The sequence below is a fragment of the Dysgonomonas sp. UBA7710 genome (assembly GCF_002482385.1).
In the GTDB taxonomy this organism is placed as follows: domain Bacteria; phylum Bacteroidota; class Bacteroidia; order Bacteroidales; family Dysgonomonadaceae; genus Dysgonomonas.
Window position 1 is genome coordinate 1 of the sequence record NZ_DLFW01000047.1, and the last position, 20305, is coordinate 20305.

The window sequence follows — 20305 nt, forward strand, 5'->3', positions numbered from 1 at the left end:
GAAGCTTACGGCAGGTTAGTCTCTCTCTCTCTCTCTCTCTCTCTCTCTCTCTCTCTCTCTCTCTCTCTCTCTCTCTCTCTCTAATAAAATAGGGTTAATACCCAAACAATGAGGATTAAAAAATGATAAATTGTGTGTTTTATTTTGCACTTTCATATGATTTCGGCTGCTTTAATTCGCAATACAACATGTTTTTTACTTGTTAATTCTGAATATCTCGCTTCCGGCCAAAAGAAAAGCTCCCACGCCATAACTGGCGGTCATGTCTCCGGTCACTTTTTTAGGGTCCGCTCCGATAGGTTGTACCCAGCCGACCTTTCCATCCTTATCTACGGTCGAGAGCAAGGCTTCCCATGATTTTTTCAAAACTGGCTTGTATTCTTCCTTTCCCAGTAATCCATCATTGATTCCATAAGCTAAGGCATATGTAATAAGGGCAGTCGCGCTGGTTTCCGGGGAAGGATAGCTTTCAGTATCTAAAAGACTTGCATGCCAGAAACCGGTGGAGCTTTGCAATGTAGCCAGGCGAGGGATAAATTCCCTGAATAAGTTTTCGTAGAAAGGACGGTAAGCGGAATTTTCGGGCAGTAGCTTCAATATATTTACAAGTCCTGCGGCAACCCAACCGTTACCTCTTCCCCAGAAGACCTTTTCTCCGTTTGCTTCTGTTTTGTCAAAGTAACTACTGTCCCGGAAGAACAGTCTGTTTTCCTTATCATATAAGAAGTTATATGTCCTTTTGAATTCCCTATCCATGTATTCAAGATATCTGTCATCACCCTTAATTTTTGCCGTGTGTGCGTACACAGCCGGAGCCATAAATAAAGCATCGCACCATGTCCATGACTGCTTATTGGATATAAGCATTGTTGAATCTTGGGGATTGCCGATTATCCAGTCGAGTCTTTCTATTGTGGAAGATGCCATTTTTTCATCTCCGTATAAATCAAACATATTCAGATAAAACTGTCCGATACACAACTCGTCTGCATGATACATCCGGTATTTGGGATAGCTCGCAAAATTGGCGGCTAACTTCCAGTTACCGGCTAAACCTATATCAGTCAGCCAGTGATAGTAAGTTGAATCGCCCGCAATTTTTGCCCATTCGGTCATACCAATATATAAGGTAGCATTCGTCCATGCGTCTATTCCGTAATCATGCAGATTCCCGGTCGTGGAATACCTGAAATTGCCGATTTGCCAGTCGGCAACTTTTCTCATTGCCGATTTAATGCAGTGCTTGTCTATCGTGGACGATAAGACAGAAGCGGAAGGATAGGTGGTACATCCTGCCAGCAGGAACATATATAATAAATAACGCAGAAGAGTATAGTCGGGACTATACCTCGGTTTGTTTCTCATAGCATCTGTTTAAAAAGTTAAACAAATGTATTTTAGGTATAATTAAGACGGGCATTTTTTGATATGCTATTATTGCTTTATTTTTTGCTCTAAATGCCAAGCTGTTTGTTCATGCGGTATTGTAAGGGATAAAATCAATTACAGATTCGTTTTTCTTTTATGCTTTGCAGCAAAAGCAGCAGGTGTTTCTCCGAATTCGATTTTAAAAGCCTTTGAAAAATAAGACTGGCTTTTGATACCGACTTTATCCATTACCTGAAGTATAGACATATCCTGCTCGATAATCAGCCGTGCCGCTTTCCTCAACCTGTAATTCAGAATAAATTCGACAATGGATTTATCTGTAAGAGTCTTCACTTTTGAATACAGTTTGCTCCGGCTCATGGATAATTCGGAAGCGATATAATTAACATCTATATTGGGTTGGTTAAGGTTTACCTCTATGGTTTCTATCAATCTTTTCAGGAAAATATTGTCCTGTTCATTTGCTGATAGTTCGGCACTGTCCACGTAATAGTTTTTTGCATAATATTCCCTCAGGTTTTGCTGGCGTTTGAAGATATTTTGGATAGACAACAATAACAAATTCAGATCGACGGGTTTTTCAAAGTAAATATCTGCTCCGGACCCGGCACCTTCTATCTTAGACTCCAGCCCTGTTTTTGCAGTCAGCAAAATAAACGGTATATGGGATGTATTTATATCCTCTTTCACTTCACGCAGTAGTTCGACCCCGTTTTTCAAGGGCATCATTATATCGCTGAGAATGAGATCCACATCTGTGTCTTCCAAAATACAGGAAGCCTCGACTCCATCGGCAGCCGAAATTATCTCGTAATGTTGTGATAAAAAATTCGACAGGAGAATTTTCAGGTCGGCATTGTCTTCAACTATCAGTATCCTCTTTTTATTGCGCAGGAATATATCGTCCATACTGTCCGGATTGCCGCTATTGCTTTTGGGTAATAATTCCCTGCTTATAGATTCATCTTCCTTCTTTCCTGTATCATCGAACTCGGATTCATCATAAACCGATTCATCGGCAGGAAGATAAACTACAATGTCAGTACCCTTATCCCTCTCACTGAAAATGGAAATTGTACCTTTATGTAATAATATCAGGCTTTTGACCAAAGCCAAACCTATTCCGGTGCCAAGATGTTCATTCAGGTTCGCTGTATTTACTTTGTAGAACCTTTCAAAAACAGTACCGATTGAATTCCCGGATATACCGACTCCGGTATCGCGGACAACCAGAAGAAAAGCTTTTTCAGGAACCGGATTTTCAAGAATCGTGTGGCTGTATTTATATTTTGATGAAAATTCAGAATAGTGGGAATATGTTTCTATAACGATCTCACCACCATCCTTTGTATATTTAAAAGCGTTATTAAGGAGGTTCATCACAACCTTTTCCACTATTTGCTTGTCTGCGCAGAGTGTTTCAGGAATACGGGGATCACATTTTATTTCAAATCTTATATGGCGTTTTTGAGCATAATCCCTGAAATCGGACGACAAATCAGTAACCAGACGGTTTATATTAAGATGTTGAACCTGTAATTGCATTTTACCGTTCTCCACAGTTCTGAAATCCATCAGTTCGTTTACCAGGTTTAGAAGCCGTTGGGCATTGTTATGCAGTATACGGTAATAATATTCTTTCAGTCCTTCCTGTTTCAGATTATCTACCGAGGCGAGGATTAGTGATAGCGGTGTCCTGAAATCATGCGATATATTGGTAAAAAAACGTAATTGAGACTGGTGGATCTCTTCTTTTTTCAGCCTGTCGAGATTGTCAAGGTAAAGCTGCATTTTTAATTTTCTTTTGTCCTTGTAATAATGCAGAATGATGCCCAGGACTGATAATACCAAAACCGTATACAGTAAATAAGCTGGCCAGCTTACCCAAGGGGCCGGCCTGCGTTCTATTTTTATAACTGTCGGCGTATTATTCCATATACCATCATTGTTGGCTGCTGATATTTCAAAATAGTATGTCCCGGCAGGAACTTTCGAATACATGGCCGTACGGCTGGAAGCATCAACGGTTATCCAGCGGTCGTCGTATCCCCGTAAGCGGTACCTGAACATATTCTTATGGGGGGACAGATAATTATCTGAAGAAAAGCGGAATCCGAAATTCGCCTGATTATGATTCAATATAATCTCATTGTTTAATATATCCGATCCTGACGTTACAGGAACATTATCTATATAAAAATCGGAAATAATGACCTCCGGTATGAGAGAATTGAATTTAATATTCTGAGGATTAATGGCTGTAAAGCCATTGGTGCCACCAAAATAAAGTTCCCCCGTGCGGCTTTTAAAAGAAGCCAGAGGATAATACACCTGGCCCTGAAGCCCGTCGCTTTCGTCAAACCTGTGATAAGAATTGTCTCCCGGGTTATACCTGAATAATCCGTTGTCCGTACCCAGCCATAGGTATCCCGAGTTATCGGAACACATGCTGTATATGGCAGATACATTAAAATTCAGTATGTCCCGGAAAGATATGAACCGGGACGCGGAAGTATCATACTTCACAAGTCCGCGCCCTACTGTCCCTATCCATACATTATTTTCCGCATCCATGCAAAATGACTGGGCATTAAGGGTTTCCTGTTCTTTGGAAGAAATATTTTCTACAATCCTTGTTTTTATATTCATCCTGTAAAACCGTTCATGCGTAATGATCCACAGGTTTCCGTCATTGTCTTTTTGCATGTCGAGTATATAAGCATTTTTGTCAAAAGGATAATGTGTAAATTTTCCGCTTTTGAACGACAAATATGATATGAGTGAACGGTTGGCCTGATATGCGATCCATAACGCCGAATCCCCTTCGAGGACAATCTTTCTGAGATCGTTACTGTATAAGCTTTCTTTATCACCCGGATTATTAAGAAAGTGGCTGAATTTCTTTGTTTTCGTGTCGAAACAATCAAGGCCACCCCTATACATGGCAATCCACAGTTTTTTTTCGGAATCAAATGCTATCGACTTTACATTGTTGTATGACAGGCTGTTACTGTTCTCCATATGCTGGTAAGATGTAAACATGCCGGTATTTTTATCCAGACAGTTCAATCCTCCGCCTTCTGTGCCTATCCATAAAGAGTTCCCATCTTCGGCAAAACTACTGACCAGATTATGATTTAGCGAACTCTCAAAAGGCGTATATGTTCTGAATGCAGTATTTTCATCCAGATTTACATAACATAAACCTCCTGCATAAGTTCCTATCCATACGTTTTTATAACGGTCCCCGGCTATTACCCACACCGAGTTGTTCGGCAAACTGAACTTGTCCGACTTTGAATGAAGGTATAGCCGGTGTTCTTTGGTTACAGGATTCACTATATACAATCCTTTTTGCGTACCGATCCATATTTTGCCATTTTTATCCACATAAAACGTATGGAGAGGTGTATTCTCATTTTTATCGCGAAATAACAATTGTTCTTCGATCTCACGTGACAAAATATTTATTTTAAGAACACCATGCTTCTTTGTCAGTATCCAAAGATATCCGTCTATTTGCCTGATTCCTGCAATAGAGTGATCTGAAGGAAGAAGATGGAAAAGGGTAACTTCCCCCGGATTTTCATAGCTGCTATAATAAATCCTGTTATAATATGAAGCAAAATACATTCCGGATTCTCCTTTAGCAATGTATCCGATGTTGTTCATCGGCATTTGGTTATATAGGACCGGTTCGGGTTTGTCCCCTGCTTTTTTGATCCGGCAGAGCGTTCCTTTGGATATATACCATATATTATCTTTGGTATCTATTGATATGGCAGCTATATTCCCCTCCGTTATTTGCTGAAAAGAATCGGATTGCTTATGATATTTGAAAAGCCCGTTACTGGTGGAGACATAAAGACAACCCCGGATATCTTTATACATATTATGGAAAAGGCAGGTTGTGGGAATATCCGTATTCTGGAAATGGGATGAATACTTTTTATATTCGTATCCGTCAAAACGTTGCAGGTCATTTTCAAGGGATATCCACATAAAGCCGTCATCATCCTGAATTATATCCTGTACCCCGTCATAATAGAATCCTCCTTTTGGGGAAAGGGTTCTGAACCGGTATGTATCTTGGGAATATATACATATGCTTACCAGCAGTAAAAGAACAATGTTGAGGCTATGTTTCATTATCTTTAAGAAAAAGTAGAAGTAACAAATTCGGGTTAACTTAAATGTTTCTATTCATAAAAAATGTTCTTGAACAAAATTATTCGTTTTTCTATGAAGAACCGGTTAAACAGTTGAAAATATCAGATGATTATATCAAATTTCAGCTTACATATTCCAATAGTGAATTATTTAACTTTTTATAGGTGAAAGACTTTAATTACAGGTCAAATGAAGTAACGGAATTGCAAGGCATATCCAGTATAAGCCAGCTAAGAGCAGCCTTTCATTCCCTGTAACCATCACAGCCGGCGTTATGCCACCGGCCCAAAAAAGTAACAAAAGTAACACCTATTTCAGCTTTTAGCTGATAGCTTTTAGCCGTTAGCCCAAGCTATCGCACAAGAGACTTTACAGTCATCAGTTAACAACTCGTATCTCGTGTCTTGTTTACTCGTATCTAATATAACTTTCAACTTATTACTTGTTAAAAGGTAACAAAGGTAACAACCTTTACAGTGAACAGTTAACAGTTAGCAGTCAACAATCCGTAATATGTAAAACCTTTGCGCCTTTGCGTCTTTGCGTGAAACAAAATAAACAGGCTGCCTTTCCCGTAACTTGTAACTGCCCACAGGGCGAAGTAACTCGTAACTTGTTAAAAGGTAACAAAGGTAACACATTTTTCAATAGTTTTCATCCTGTTCCTTTTTGCTCCGCTGAACAAATTGTATATGCTATAGATAAATTATCCTGCCGATAATAACATTGGCAGAACGAATTATCTATTTATAGCCAGGCAAGACACAATTTACCATGCCGCAAAAAGAAAGACAAATCCGGGAAAGTAGGGTAGAGATGAGCCGGAACTCCAGGTAATAAATATAGGAGGAAGTTATATACAGAAGGATTGCACGACTCAATTCAACCACTGATTACTGTTGACTGTAAACAGTCACTATTTCATGTTTCAAATAAAACTTTGACGTCTTATGAGAACAGTCATTCGCATTACAAACCATATTCTGAAAATAAAAAAGCTTAATTTTGAGCTATCGTTTAATCAGTCCTAACCGATTACTAAAAACAGAACCTAAAATGAGAATTATAATAGAAAATGCTACTTTAATCCTGCCTGAAGGGATACTAAAAAACGGGTTCATCGTATGTACCGACAGCAGTATATCGCAGATAGGGGAAGGTTCTTTTGACAAGTACAACGATTCTGATACAGTAATCGATGCCAAAGGAAACTATGTTTCTCCGGGGTTTATAGATATGCATACACATGGTGCAGGGGGACATGATTTCATGGACAATACAGTGGAAGCATATCTCGGAGCGGCCCGTACACATGCACGGTATGGGACAACAAGCCTTGTCCCCACCACCCTGACCAGCACGACAGAAGAACTGCTAAACACATTTACTATATATGAACAGGCAAAAAAGCAAAATACAGATGGAGCTGATTTGCTTGGATTACATCTCGAAGGGCCTTATTTTGCTTACAATCAACGGGGCGCCCAAGACCCTAAATACCTGCGAAATCCTGAACCGGAAGAATATAACCTGATATTAGCTCACGGAGAGAAACACATTATCCGCTGGAGTATGGCGCCTGAACTGGATGGAGCTTTGGAGTTGGGACGATTATTGCGCTCGAAAGGTATTCTGGCTTCACTTGGACACACAGACGCTCTTTATGAAGAGATTATCGAGGCATACAAAAACGGCTTCACCCATGTTACCCACCTCTATTCCTGTATGTCTACAATTACCCGGCGAAACGCTTACCGCTATGCAGGGGCCGTTGAGGCTTCTTATATGATAGATGATATGAGCGTGGAAATTATTGCAGACGGAATACATCTTCCTAAATCGTTGCTCCAGTATGTTTGTAAATTCAAGTCTATCGATAATATTGTATTATGTACCGATTCTATGAGAGCTGCCGGAATGCCTGACGGAGAATATATATTAGGCAGTAAGGACAAAGGACAAACGGTAATAGTCGAAGATGGCGTGGCTAAACTACCCGATCGCAGTGCTTTTGCAGGAAGTGTAGCTACTGCCGACCGGCTCGTGCGCACAATGGTAGAAGTTGCGGGAATCTCTTTATTCGATGCAATAAAGATGATAACCCGGAATCCCGCCCGTATTCTCGGCATTGATAAGACCAAAGGTTCCCTTGAACCGGGCAAGGATGCCGACATTATTATTTTCGATTCTGATATTTCGGTACAAACAACAATCGTAAAAGGTAAAGTAATTCATACACAAAACATTAATCTTAAATCATGATCTTTAAAAAGAACAAGTTGACGGTAAAGATATATACCACAACCAAGGAAATGTCAGTCAATGCTGCGTTGGATGTTTCTACACAAATAAAAGAGCTTCTCAGCCGGAATGAACATATCAATATGATTTTTGCGGCAGCACCTTCTCAGTCTGAATTTCTAAAAGAACTGGTTAGCTGTAAAGATATAGATTGGGGTAGAATCAACGCTTTTCATCTCGATGAGTATATTAATTTGAGTGACGATGCGCCGCAAAGGTTTGGTAATTTTCTGAAAAAAGAGATATTCGGACTGTTACCGTTCCGGAATATTTATTATCTTGACGGAAATAAGCCGGCTGACGAAGAATGCAAACGCTATACAGCTTTGCTGGAGAATTATCCGCCTGATATCGTTTGTCTGGGTATAGGCGAAAACGGACACATTGCATTCAATGACCCTCATGTTGCAGACTTCAATGATACAGAGACTGTAAAAGCCGTCACTTTAGACGAAATGTGCAGGCAGCAGCAGGTAAACGACAAGTGCTTTTCCAGAATAGAAGATGTACCGGAACAAGCATTGACATTAACGATACCCACCTTGTTGTCAGCCCGGTATTTGTATTGTATAGTCCCGTTCAAATCCAAATCGCAGGCTGTGTACAATATGATAAACGGAGATATTTCGGAGGCTTGTCCGGCATCTATACTAAGGACTGAGGACGATGTTATCCTATATCTCGATAAAGATAGTGCCTCTTTACTGGTTCAGTAAGAATAGCCAAAACAATGAATAGGTCTGAGACCCTAACCTTATAATAATTACTGCCATATGAAGCTAAAAATTATAGTAATATCAATCATCTCCCTGTTTATATCAGGAGGTTTGTATTCCCAGGATGTAATAAAACTGGGAATTATAGGACTGGATACATCACACTCCCCGGCATTTATCAAACTGTTGAATGATAAAGATGCAGCTGAACAGTACAAAGGATTCAAGATTGTCGCTGCTTATCCCTACGGATCAAAAACAATCGAGAGTAGCGCAAAACGCATACCCGGATATATTGAAGAGGCCGGGAATCACGGAGTAAAGATAACATCTTCAATTGCCGAAATGCTCAAACAGGTAGATTGTGTACTCCTCGAAACCAATGATGGCAATCTGCATTTGGAGCAGGCTCTCGAAGTTTTTAAAGCCGGAAAACCCATGTTTATAGACAAACCGGTTGCCGCCAATCTGGCTGAAGCGATCGCAATATTTAAACTTGCAAAAAAATATAATGTACCTGTATTTTCATCTTCAGCACTCCGATACTCTCCTGTAAATCAAGAAATACGCAAGGGAGATCATGGTAAAGTGCTTGGAGCGGATTGCTATTCACCTGATGCATATGAACCCAGTCATGCAGATTTCACGTGGTACGGTATCCACGGCGTAGAAACGTTATATACTGTTATGGGGACCGGATGCACAGAAGTAAGCCGTTTATCGACAAAGGATTTCAGTGTAGTTACCGGTGTATGGGCAGACGGCAGGATAGGAACATTCCGTAGTATCCGCACAGGACATAATTACTTCGGAGGAACAGTTTTCTGTAGTACAAAAGTAGTACAGGCCGATGGCTATAAAGGATACGGGGTTTTACTCGATCAGATTCTGCAATTCTTCAAGACGAAAGAAGTGCCTGTCGACCCTGAAGAAACAATCGAGATGTTCACGTTTATGGAAGCATCGAACGAAAGTAGACGGCAGAACGGGGCTCCGGTATTGATGGAAAGTATTCTGGAAAAGGGGAAACTTGAAGCTGAACGTATCCTGAAAAATATAAAAGACTGAAATTCTTCATCTATTATAAACAAGTAGAAGCTATTTAGTGAGTAGTTATACTTCTGACAAAGGGCGCAGTCCGGCCGGACTGCGCCCTTTGTTTCGCAAAATCTATCCATTACCTTAACATTGTCAATCAGGGTATGATATAGAGCTACGCCCTTGTGTATTACATCTCTGATTATACCGGTAGCAGGTTTAGTATGGAGATATAATCTTTCCCTTTTCTACTATTTATTCCTCTCCAATTTTAACACAAAAACAAGTATGAGTAGCAGTAAAAATACCCAGAAATAGGTATTGAGTATATCTCCTAAAGAGTCTAATTTTGCTTATTGATTATAAATTGTAATTCGTCCACCAATTATCTGTTGATAAAAACTTAATAAATTTTTCCGAATGAAAGAGAATTTCTTTCACAGTAAACTTATTGCCGTAATAATCCTTTTCTTTATTTTAGGTAATACAAATCTATCACTGGCTCAGAATAATACTTATCAAATTAAAGGAGTTGTATTAGATTCTTTGGAGATCGCCCCGGTAGAGATGGCCATTGTCTCTATTGTCGATCTTGGCATCTGGTCCAGAAGCGATGAAGAGGGAAGATTTGTATTGAACAATGTTCCTGCAGGAACTCACCGTATCAGATTTTACCTCCTGGGTTATAAAGAATTAACTGTAACCAGAACTATCCATTCAAATATTGAAGAATGGATACAGAAAATACAACCCACAAGTCTGTCTTTGAATGAAGTAACAGTTACCGCAACAGAAAACAAGCTGGGGTCAATCTCAACAATCGGAAGAGAAGCGATAGAGCATATCCAGCCCAAAAGCTTAACAGATATATTCCAACTGCTACCGGGACAAATAACGGACAATCCGACTTTGTCATCACCGGGACAAGTAAAGATCAGGGAAATAACAGAAAACGACAACAGTGCATTGGGAACGTTGGTTATTGTGGATGGCGCTCCAATATCAAATGATGCAAACATGCAGACAATCAACACATCCCGGTCGGGTAAATCATTCAATGAAACCAGCTATTCCGGGAGAGGGATCGATTTACGTGACATTTCCGCAGACAACCTGGAGTCGGTAGAAGTCATCAAAGGGGTACCTTCTGCAGAATACGGAAATCTTACCTCAGGGGTTGTGTTGGTAAAAACAAAGATCGGGGAGCAACCATGGACAGCCAAATTAAAAACAGACCCTAATACTAAGATAGGAAGTATATATAAAGGCTTACGGTTACCTGAACGCTCCGGTATACTGAATGTAGGAGCAGATTATGCTGAAGCTTACGATGACATTCGTGAAAAATCGAACGGTTATAAACGCCTGACAGCAACATTGGCATACTCAAATACTTTCCTCAACAAAACGAATCCTTTAGATGTGAATATCCGCCTATCCGGCTACAGCACTATCGACGAAAACAAATCCGATCCTGAGATGAACAACGAAGAATTGAAAAAAACATCACAAAAAGGTTTTCGGTGGGGAGTTGATGGTAAATGGATGCTGCGTAAATCATGGATTACCAATCTGGAATATAGTATATCGGGGGACTATGCATCAAACACAAGCCGTACCAAGTCATTACAGGTACTGTCTACCGGAGCTGTACCCTACCCCACTTCCTATGAAAACGGAATGTTTGAGGAACAATATCTACCGGGGGTATTCTATTCCGACTATACAACTGATGGTAAGCCATACAACACTTTTGCTAAATTAAAAGGGAACTGGAGCCGTCAGTTTTTTCAACGGACTCTCAATTCCGTTAAGATGGGATTAGACTTCTCGCTTACAGGAAATAACGGGCGTGGGTTGGAATATGATATATCCAGGCCTCCAATGCTTAATCTTACAACCAGCATCAGGCCAAGGGCTCCTAAAGACATTCCTACGCTAAAAAATTATGCATTCTTTATAGAAGATAAAGTTGTACAACCGATAGGTACAACCGAACTTACAGTACAAGCAGGAACACGTTTTGTAAAAGTGCAACCGGGAAATTTTCATTCGGTAGAACCCAGGATAAATACAAGTTTTGAATTTCTCAATAAAAAGAACAATCAGTTATTCGATCATTTTAGTATCGACATAGGCTATGGACTTTCATCCAAAATGCCAACCTTGTCATATATATCACCAGACAATGCCTATTTCGACAATATGAGTCTCAATTATCTGGATGGAGAAAACTCTTTAGCTGTGGTATCGACCGAAGTATTAAACACATCCAACCCTAACCTGAAACCGGCACGTAGCACTAAAAAAGAGTTAGGCTTGTCTTTCAGGATAAATAAAGTCTCCGTCTCATTAACAGCATATCACGAAAAGCTAAAAGACGGATTATCGTTTTACTCCACTCCTCACTTCTCGTTTTATGAGAAGTTTACAGTAAACGGAGCAGGCAAAATGCCGGAATTTGAAAACGGCAAAGTTTATTATTATGAAAACGGCAATCGTCTGGAGGCTCCATCATCGACCAATGTAGCCACATATACTTACAATACGCCGGCAAACAACCAGACGCTTATAAAAAAAGGGTTTGAATACATTGTTGATTTAGGTAAGATAAAAGCCATAAATACATCGTTTGTCATAGATGGGGCCTGGTTGTGGCAGGAAAGCTACAATACTCTCCCTACATACACAACTATATCGCAACTTTTATATGGAGAACCATATCCGTATATAGCAGTAATGCCGGCCAACTATAAAACAATCCGGCAGCGGATAAATACGAATATCCGGATGATAACCCATGTACCCCAACTAAAAATGATAGTTTCACTTACAAGCCAGATAGTGTGGAACTCTAAGTTCAAATACAGATGGGATGATGAAAATGGCAACTCTCTGATTTACTATTACGATGATAATGGCAACAGGGTGTATGGCGATGCTGCCTTGAAAGATATGAGTACTACCCGCTATATAGACCCTATCGGGTTTATGGATAATACAGGAACTATCCATGATTGGAAACCTGAATATTCCACCCATAATGACTATCAGGCAATGGTAAGAACGTATAGTGAATCGTACTACTTTGTAGAAGAAAGCCTGCCTCCGGCCGTTCAGTTCAACCTGCGGTTGACAAAAGAATTTTCGCGCAATCTCACATTGTCTTTTATGGCAAATAATTTTCTGAAAATGAATCCGCTGCAAAAAAGCAACAGGACCTCACTTGATGTAAAAAGGAACACGAGGTTTTACTTTGGAGCAGAAATCAATTATAAATTTTAAAACATCGAAACAATTATGAAAACATTACTTTTTAAGCATAACAATGCTAAAGAGTTCTCGGTTAAAACCGCCCGGTCACTTTGTTTGCTTATCTTTTTACTTTCAATATTATTACTTCCGTCATGTAGCGACAATGATGAAGAAGCAAAAAAATATGTCGTAAAAGTAACAGTAAATTACCCGGAAGGATACAATGGGCTGGCTTCGGGAGTTGAAGTAAAAGCAGTAAATTCCCAGACCGGCTCCAGTACTGCAGCTACCACCGACGCCAGTGGTATAGCTCAATTCAATCTGGTATCAGGTTTATATAACTTTACCGTAGCTCACGAGACTGAAGAATTTGTCTTCAACGGGCTGAAAGAAAATCAGACTGTGTCTCAGGATATGGCTGTTTCTGTAGACCTCCATGCAACATCTCTTACAGGTGGACTTGTATTTAAAGAATATTATTATGTAGGTTCTCCGGTAGAAGGAAAAGCCGTAGGTTATAGTTCCGATCAGTTCATGGAAATATATAACAACTCAGACGAAGTTATATATCTGGATAATATAGGTATTGGCTGTTTAGATCCGTTAGCCTCCAGTAGTGTATCTGTCTGGGTCGATAGCAATGGAGACCTCTTAAATGTATTGCCTTTGTCGGGCTATAGTTTTTATATAGAGGGATCAGGTAAAGATCATCCGCTCGAGCCTCGCACCAGTATTGTGATTGCCCAGGATGGCATAGATCATCAAACAGACCCTCTGGGCAATCCGGCTTCTCCTGTAAACCTGGGTAATGCGACATGGGAAACTTATGTAGGGGACATCAATAATGGAAAAGATGCGGATGCCGCCGGTGTACCTAATCTGACCTTATTATCGACAACTACAACGACACAGAATGACGCTTTATATTCGGTATTCGGCCCTGCACTGATAATGTTCCGCTTCCCGGAAGGAGTAGATCCCGCTGCATTCGCGGCAAATGCAAGCAATCTGTCCACAAAACCGGGTACATCTGCAGCTACACAATATCTGATGATTCCAAAAGAATATGTGGTGGATGCGATAGAATGTGTCTATAATGACCCCGGGAAACGTAATAAGAGAATTCATTCAGATCTGGACGCGGGTTATACGTTTATAACAGGAGGTACATATAACGGAAAAAGTGTCCGCCGTAAAGTGAAGCAGATAATAGACGGCAAAGTTATCTACAAAGATACAAACAACTCGACAGAGGACTTCCTGAAAGATCAGACTCCTACCCCATTTGTTCATCCTGTCACAGTAGACTAGATAATTAAATCATAAACCTAGATGAAGTTTATTTACAAAAATATAATCCTGACCGGATTCATCTGTCTGTACACAGCGGCAACTTGTAATGCCCAGTCTGGCGACAGCATTACAAGCCCTGCCGACTATTCGCTATTGCCAATACAATATACCGGACTGCAAACGTCAAATCCTGTTGCATATATCGAAGTAGACAGGGACCGGATGAACGGACAGATTACCTATAATCATACTTCGGGAGATTATAAATATATTTCTGACCCGAGGTCTATGAATAGCGGACAAGTCGCATTGGAAGGATTTAAACGGGTAAATAAACTTCATTTCTACGGAAGTTTTTCCTACAATATATCAGGGTTGAAAGGCCAGAAGTGGAAAGACGTACTGATGCCTTCCCAAGGCAATCCCTTTATATTGGGTGACAGTATAGGAGGTGATTATGACAATGAACGTTTCGCCATAAAAGGAGTAATGGCTTCCTCCCTCAACAAGAAACTGAAATGGGCCGTTGCCGTAGATTACAATGGAGGCAGCTCTGCCGACCAGAGCGACCCCCGGCCCAGGATTGATGCCACACGTTATTCTATTTATCCGGGTATCATGTATAACTTATTGCCGGATTGGAGTATCGGGCTTGATTTTGGATATGAAGGCTATAAGGAAGTTATCTCCGTTACCACAACGACTAAGAAAGACCATAATTACTTCCTGTTTCAAGGATTAGGCAATTATACCATCGAATCGGGAATATCACATGGCCGCCAATACAAAGGAACTGCGTTTGGTAGTAATGCCCAGATTAAATGGAGAAAGAATATATATGAAAATATTCTCCAGTTAGGCTACAAAAGCAATGAAGAAAAGTCTGAAGACGGTGCTGTCTCGGAGAGTGACAATAGTTCTGTAAGTGGCTCCGGGAATAGTAATATGTTCAGATCAGGAGATTATAAGGAAACAATTTACTCGCTGATGAATATATTTTCTGTAAAACAGGGTCAAACATCACATATTCTAAAGGTCAATATTGACAACAACAATTCGAAAGGTATTTGGTACGACCAGAAAAAAATAACAAACAGTAATAATCAGCAAATCTGGGAGATATATAATAAATCGGTAAAATATAAAAATAAAACGACAAAAATCGGACTGGATTACATATGGCTGAAAGAAAGATCCGGCTGGAAAGATTATATGCTGGGAGTCGCAGCAGAATTTGAGCAACATAAGACCACACTCCTGCCTGATATGCATCTGCAAAAATATTCAAACGTCAATGTCGCTATAAAAGGAGGCAAGACCTTCCGGTTGCCAAAGAATTTCCAATTAGGCTTCGATTTAAAGGCTTCATACCAACGTAATCTTTCTTCAAAAGCGGATTTTACAGGTCTGGCTTTAGCTAATCTGTGGTCGTATCCTGTCTTTGAATATCTTACATCCGATCATTATAGAGGCGATGCTTCATTCAAATTAAGTAAACAAACACGGATGGGAAACCTTCCGTCAACCATATATCTGACAGCCGGTGCCAGTTATACAAAATCGGCTCTGGATACCGATAATTTCAATAAACCCGATCGTATAGGGATTGCAACATCATTTGGTTTTACATTTTAAGAAGAAAATGAAATACAAGATACTTATTATTCTATTGTTTGCCTATTGTGCGACTGTAGGAGCTAAAGACACAAGGAGAGGCTTTGCCATTGTGATAGATAGTATAAGCTATGTACAAGCAAAAAGCGAAGTCGAAAGTTATGCCGGATCGGTAGAAGCCGATGGACTTAAAACGTTTATAGTTGTCGACCGCTGGAACAATCCCGACTCCATAAAGCATAAATTGAAACAATTATATCTGTCAGCCGATAACCCCATAGAAGGAGCCGTATTTATCGGGGATATTCCTGTGGCTATGATACGGGATGCACAACATTTGACATCGGCCTTCAAAATGAATCAAAAACGGGACTGGCAACGCTCCAGCATTGCATCTGACCGTTTCTACGATGACTTCGACCTTTCTTTCGAGTTCCTGAAACAAGACTCTGTAAAACCTCTTTTGTTTTATTATTCATTACGGGCAGATTCCAGGCAGTCGCTTCATTCCGATATTTACACAGGCCGTATCAGGCCGCTGGATAAAGGGAGTAAAGGAAAATACGAACAGTTGCGGGATTATCTCGTAAAAGCCGTTGCCATAAAATCTCAGGAGAAAAACAATATTATAGACAATCTCAGTATGGCCCGGGGATACGGATACAATTCCGAATCACAGGTAGCATGGTCCGGTGAGCAACTGGCGCTTAAAGAGCAATTCCCGACACTATTCAACCCCGGGAGTTTTGTTAAGTTTATGGACTTTGACTCCTATTGGCCGATGAAACCATATTGGTTAAATGAAATTCTCCGTCCCGATCTGGATATTATGCTATTCCATCATCACGGGGCTAATGACAATCAGTATGTGACCGGCAATAAAAAAGGAAATGACGTCAATACATCGATAGAAAACATCAAATTTTATCTTCGCAGTAAGATATCTTCAGCTGTGGAAAGAGGTAAAAGCAAGGAAGAGGCTATAGACTCTTATATGAAATTATTAGGTGTACCGCGTGAATGGTGTGAAGAAGCTTTCGATCCGGAACTGATAGCAAGTGACTCAATAACAAATGCATCGATGGGAATTACTCCGAAAGATATACTTGAAATATCCCCTAATGCGCGTTTTGTTATGTTTGACGCATGTTTCAACGGCTCGTTCTTCGAAGAGGAATATATAGCAGGCGCTTATTTATTCAACAATGGAAAGACCATTGTAACCCAGGCAAATACAGTTAACACCATACAAGACAAATGGCCGGACGAATTCCTTGGACTTCTCAGCCATGGCCTCCGGATAGGTCAATGGGGTAAATACACCCACTTTCTGGAAACGCATATATTTGGAGATCCTACCTTCAGATTTGCAAGGAATGTGACGACCGGTTTCGATATCAACGATGCCCTGACAATTCATAAAAATGATATTAAATTCTGGAAAAAAGCTCTGTTAAACCCATCTGTAGATATACAGGCAATCGCTTTACGGATGCTCTACGAGAATGATTATGCGGACATTTCGGCATTATTGAAAAAATCCTATTTCGAATCGCCCAGTATGATCGTAAGGCTTGAGGCGCTGATGCTGTTATCTCAAATAGATAATGATGATTTTATAGAAGTACTTGCCGCTGCTTCGTCTGACAGCTATGAATTGACAAAACGGTATGCGATAGACCTCATTGCCAGAAATGGTTCCGAAGAGTTGCTGCCATCCGTAGCAGGAATGATACTGAACGACAATACCTCAAAACGCCTGGTATTTAAACTCTCCTCAGGTTTCAGGATGATGAACCTCGATAAACTCGAAACAGAGTTACTGAAACAAGCCGGAAATCTACCTTTATATTCGGGAGACATGCTTGACAGCAGCCTGAAGAATATCAGGTCGACCAAAGAAAGTAAGAAAAAGGATTTTGACCTGATGGTGAATAAATCGGAAGGCGTAAAAAAACGATTATCTGAAATTAACCGCTTTCGCAACCAGCCGGCATCAGATGAAGTCGATATATTATTCACAATATTGTCAGATCCGGACGATGATGCGGAAATACGGTTGACAACGGCCGAAGCTCTGGACTGGTATATCTATTCTTACCGTAAACTCCACATAATAGATAGGTTAAACGAGCTGATAACAAAGGAAAAAGACACCACAGTATTATCTGAAATGAAAAAGACTATCAACCGGTTGTCTGCTAAATAAGGAATAGATCAGTGTATGAAAAAATATATTTATATAATTCCGGCCCTCTTTATTTTACTTGTCTTATCATGTAAGAGCAATAAGCCCCTGACTGAAGTAAAGCCAATCTTTACAGAATATGAGCAACACCTCATAGACTCCATATTGCAATACGGGCTCGACCATGAAGCGCTTTACACAATGTTAGGCAGAGTGAAACCGATGAGTTCCCTCGTTTCTTTTTGGTATCCTTTAGCCAATAAAGACAGTTTGAAGAAAACAAGCGCCGATGTAGTAGACCGTAAAAACCAGGGAATATATCTGGACAAACTGCATGCTGTTCAACAAGCTGTAAATAAGTTGAATATTCCCGATTTACGTTTTATAATGATTCCCTATAAGGCAGCTCAGGGCAACAGACGTATAATGCAGCTTAATGTTGTGCGTGTAAGCGCATTAGACAGTCTTTTAAGGGTAAAAGAAAGTTTCTTCGGACAATTCGGTTTAGTTCCGGGTACAGATCCCGGCATCGCCGTCAGTGCAATAGAAAATGCCGACCGTTACGAACGCAACCGGGGATACGGATATTTGTTCGGTTATCCTGATTACGCGGTTGATTTTTTTGTGGATGACGCTGTAAGAAGGAGCCAGAAGAAAGAATCCCTGCCAAGAGAGTTTTTCCAGATACCTGTATATGCCGGTGACAAAGGTTATTTTGTCTATACATACCCCAAAGATCACAAGCCTGCGCCGGCAGTAGACTCGGCTATATACAACAAAGCCGGAAAAATACTGGAAGATTATAAGAAGATAAGGGACAGCTATATGAATACTGACAGCACCATCAGCGCTTACCAGTTGCTTATAGAGTATAATAGGCAATGATATAAACCAGTATAAACCACAAAACTATTTTGAAGGATAAAAGTAAAGCTAAGATAAGTGCTCTTACCGGAATATCTATTGTTGTAGCCAATATGATAGGTGCAGGAGCATTTACCAGCCTGGGCTTTCAACTGGAATCGTTAAGCAATACGGGAGTCGTGCTTTCCCTGTGGATATTAGGAGGAATAGTAGCCCTTTCGGGAGCGTTCAGCTACGCCGAAATAAGTACAATGATTAAACGGTCGGGAGGCGAATATACTTTCCTTTCACAAATATATCAACCTGTAGTCGGCTACCTATCAGGATGGATCTCATTAACGGTCGGATTCGCCGCTCCCATCGCCTTATCGGTTATTGCTTTTACCACATATCTCCCCGTAGAATTAAAGTATCCGAAGCTGATTGGTATCGTCCTGATTTTCTTCATTACACTTATTCATTGTTACAATCTGAACTCCAGCTCAAAATTTCAGAATATAAGTACGTTTCTGAAAGTATTCTTCATCGTAATTATTATTTGTACAGGTCTCTTTTTACCGGAAAAAGGAGCGAATGCCATTAATTTTGAACAATCTTATTGGACAGAAACAGGGTCACTCGCTTTCGCTGTGAGCCTTATCTATGTCAGCTATTCATATTCAGGATGGAACGCCGCCGCTTATATAACCGAAGAATTCCGTAATCCCCGAAAGGCTCTGCCCGTCGCGCTGATTGGCGGAACTTTACTTGTAACCGTCCTATATACTTTACTTCAGTTTGTTTTCTTAAAGCATGTCCCTTTTACCGAACTTGCAGGAAAACTGAATATAGGTACTATTGCCGTAGAATATATGCTGGGTGATACAGCTTCGAAAGTATTCAGTGCAGGTATCTCCATTATCCTGATTTCGGGAATAAGCGCGATGGTATGGGTTGGCCCCAGGGTTACATCAAGTATCGCGCGGGAACATAACTTATGGAAGTATTTCAATGCTGCACCGGATCATATACCTCGCAAAGCCTTATGGTTCCAGTTTTTACTAACCGGGATACTCTTGCTGACCGGAACCTTTGAACAAATAATGATTTATTGCGGGGTACTGCTTAACGTATCCACTTTGCTGGTCGTAATTGGCGTCGTGATACTGAGATATAAAAAAACAAGCAACCCGGATGGTTTTCGAAGCCCTTTTTTCCCTTTATTCCAGATTCTGTTTATCATAGTTTCTCTCTGGATGATAATATTTGCATTTGTTCATAGTCCAAAAGAATGTTTATTGGGACTGCTCAATCTGCTGACAGGCTTCTTAACACTCATATTCAGTAATAAATTTACAAAAGGAAAATCATAATCATCAGACCCGAAAACACTATCCTTTCATGAAGGATACAAAAAACAAACGAATCCGAAAATATTCCGGACTCGTTTACAAATAGTTTACACTACTCTTTTCTTGCTCTTCCTCTTGGACTTGAA

Annotated in this window: 11 protein-coding genes; 9 read left to right on the plus strand and 2 right to left on the minus strand. The window is 40.3% G+C overall.

The genetic code is table 11. From position 1 onward, the window contains the following. Window positions 1–195: 195 nt before the first annotated feature. Both B3317_RS15835 and B3317_RS15840 read right to left on the minus strand, forming a co-directional pair. Complete coding sequence (locus B3317_RS15835) at window positions 196–1308, minus strand: glycoside hydrolase family 88/105 protein (RefSeq protein WP_414647520.1); 1113 nt, start codon at window positions 1306–1308, stop codon at window positions 196–198. Window positions 1309–1503: 195 nt separating this feature from the next. Continuing rightward, entirely contained in the window at window positions 1504–5538 is a 4035-nt protein-coding gene (locus tag B3317_RS15840; protein WP_291113354.1) for a hybrid sensor histidine kinase/response regulator transcription factor, read from the minus strand. Window positions 5539–6615: 1077 nt separating this feature from the next. Here B3317_RS15840 and nagA point away from each other — a divergent pair. The 9 genes from nagA to B3317_RS15885 all read left to right on the plus strand — a co-directional run bounded on the left by nagA (window position 6616) and on the right by B3317_RS15885 (window position 20180). After that, entirely contained in the window at window positions 6616–7821 is a 1206-nt protein-coding gene (gene nagA / locus B3317_RS15845) for an N-acetylglucosamine-6-phosphate deacetylase (RefSeq protein ID WP_291113356.1), read from the plus strand. After that, entirely contained in the window at window positions 7818–8576 is a 759-nt protein-coding gene (locus B3317_RS15850) for a glucosamine-6-phosphate deaminase (RefSeq protein ID WP_291113358.1), read from the plus strand. The genes nagA and B3317_RS15850 overlap by 4 nt, the downstream gene beginning before the upstream one ends. 57 nt (window positions 8577–8633) lie before the next feature. Then, window positions 8634–9644 carry a Gfo/Idh/MocA family protein gene (locus tag B3317_RS15855; RefSeq protein ID WP_291113360.1) on the plus strand — a complete coding sequence of 337 codons (1011 nt, stop codon included), beginning with the start codon at window positions 8634–8636 and terminating at the stop codon, window positions 9642–9644. Window positions 9645–10034: 390 nt separating this feature from the next. After that, window positions 10035–12899 carry a TonB-dependent receptor gene (locus tag B3317_RS15860; protein WP_291113362.1) on the plus strand — a complete coding sequence of 955 codons (2865 nt, stop codon included), beginning with the start codon at window positions 10035–10037 and terminating at the stop codon, window positions 12897–12899. A gap of 15 nt (window positions 12900–12914) precedes the next feature. After that, the gene (locus tag B3317_RS15865) at window positions 12915–14180 is read left to right on the plus strand and encodes a DUF4876 domain-containing protein (RefSeq protein ID WP_291113364.1); all 1266 of its coding nucleotides are present in this window, start codon (window positions 12915–12917) and stop codon (window positions 14178–14180) included. Between the two features lie 21 nt (window positions 14181–14201). After that, the gene (locus B3317_RS15870; RefSeq protein WP_291113366.1) at window positions 14202–15797 is read left to right on the plus strand and encodes a DUF6850 family outer membrane beta-barrel protein; all 1596 of its coding nucleotides are present in this window, start codon (window positions 14202–14204) and stop codon (window positions 15795–15797) included. 7 nt (window positions 15798–15804) lie between these two features. Then, complete coding sequence (locus B3317_RS15875) at window positions 15805–17985, plus strand: HEAT repeat domain-containing protein (RefSeq protein ID WP_291113368.1); 2181 nt, start codon at window positions 15805–15807, stop codon at window positions 17983–17985. A 15-nt stretch (window positions 17986–18000) separates the two neighbouring features. Beyond that, window positions 18001–18849 (plus strand): hypothetical protein, encoded by an 849-nt coding sequence (locus tag B3317_RS15880; protein WP_291113370.1) that lies wholly within the window; start codon window positions 18001–18003, stop codon window positions 18847–18849. Window positions 18850–18878: 29 nt separating this feature from the next. Continuing rightward, the gene (locus B3317_RS15885; protein WP_291113372.1) at window positions 18879–20180 is read left to right on the plus strand and encodes an APC family permease; all 1302 of its coding nucleotides are present in this window, start codon (window positions 18879–18881) and stop codon (window positions 20178–20180) included. Window positions 20181–20305 lie beyond the last annotated feature (125 nt).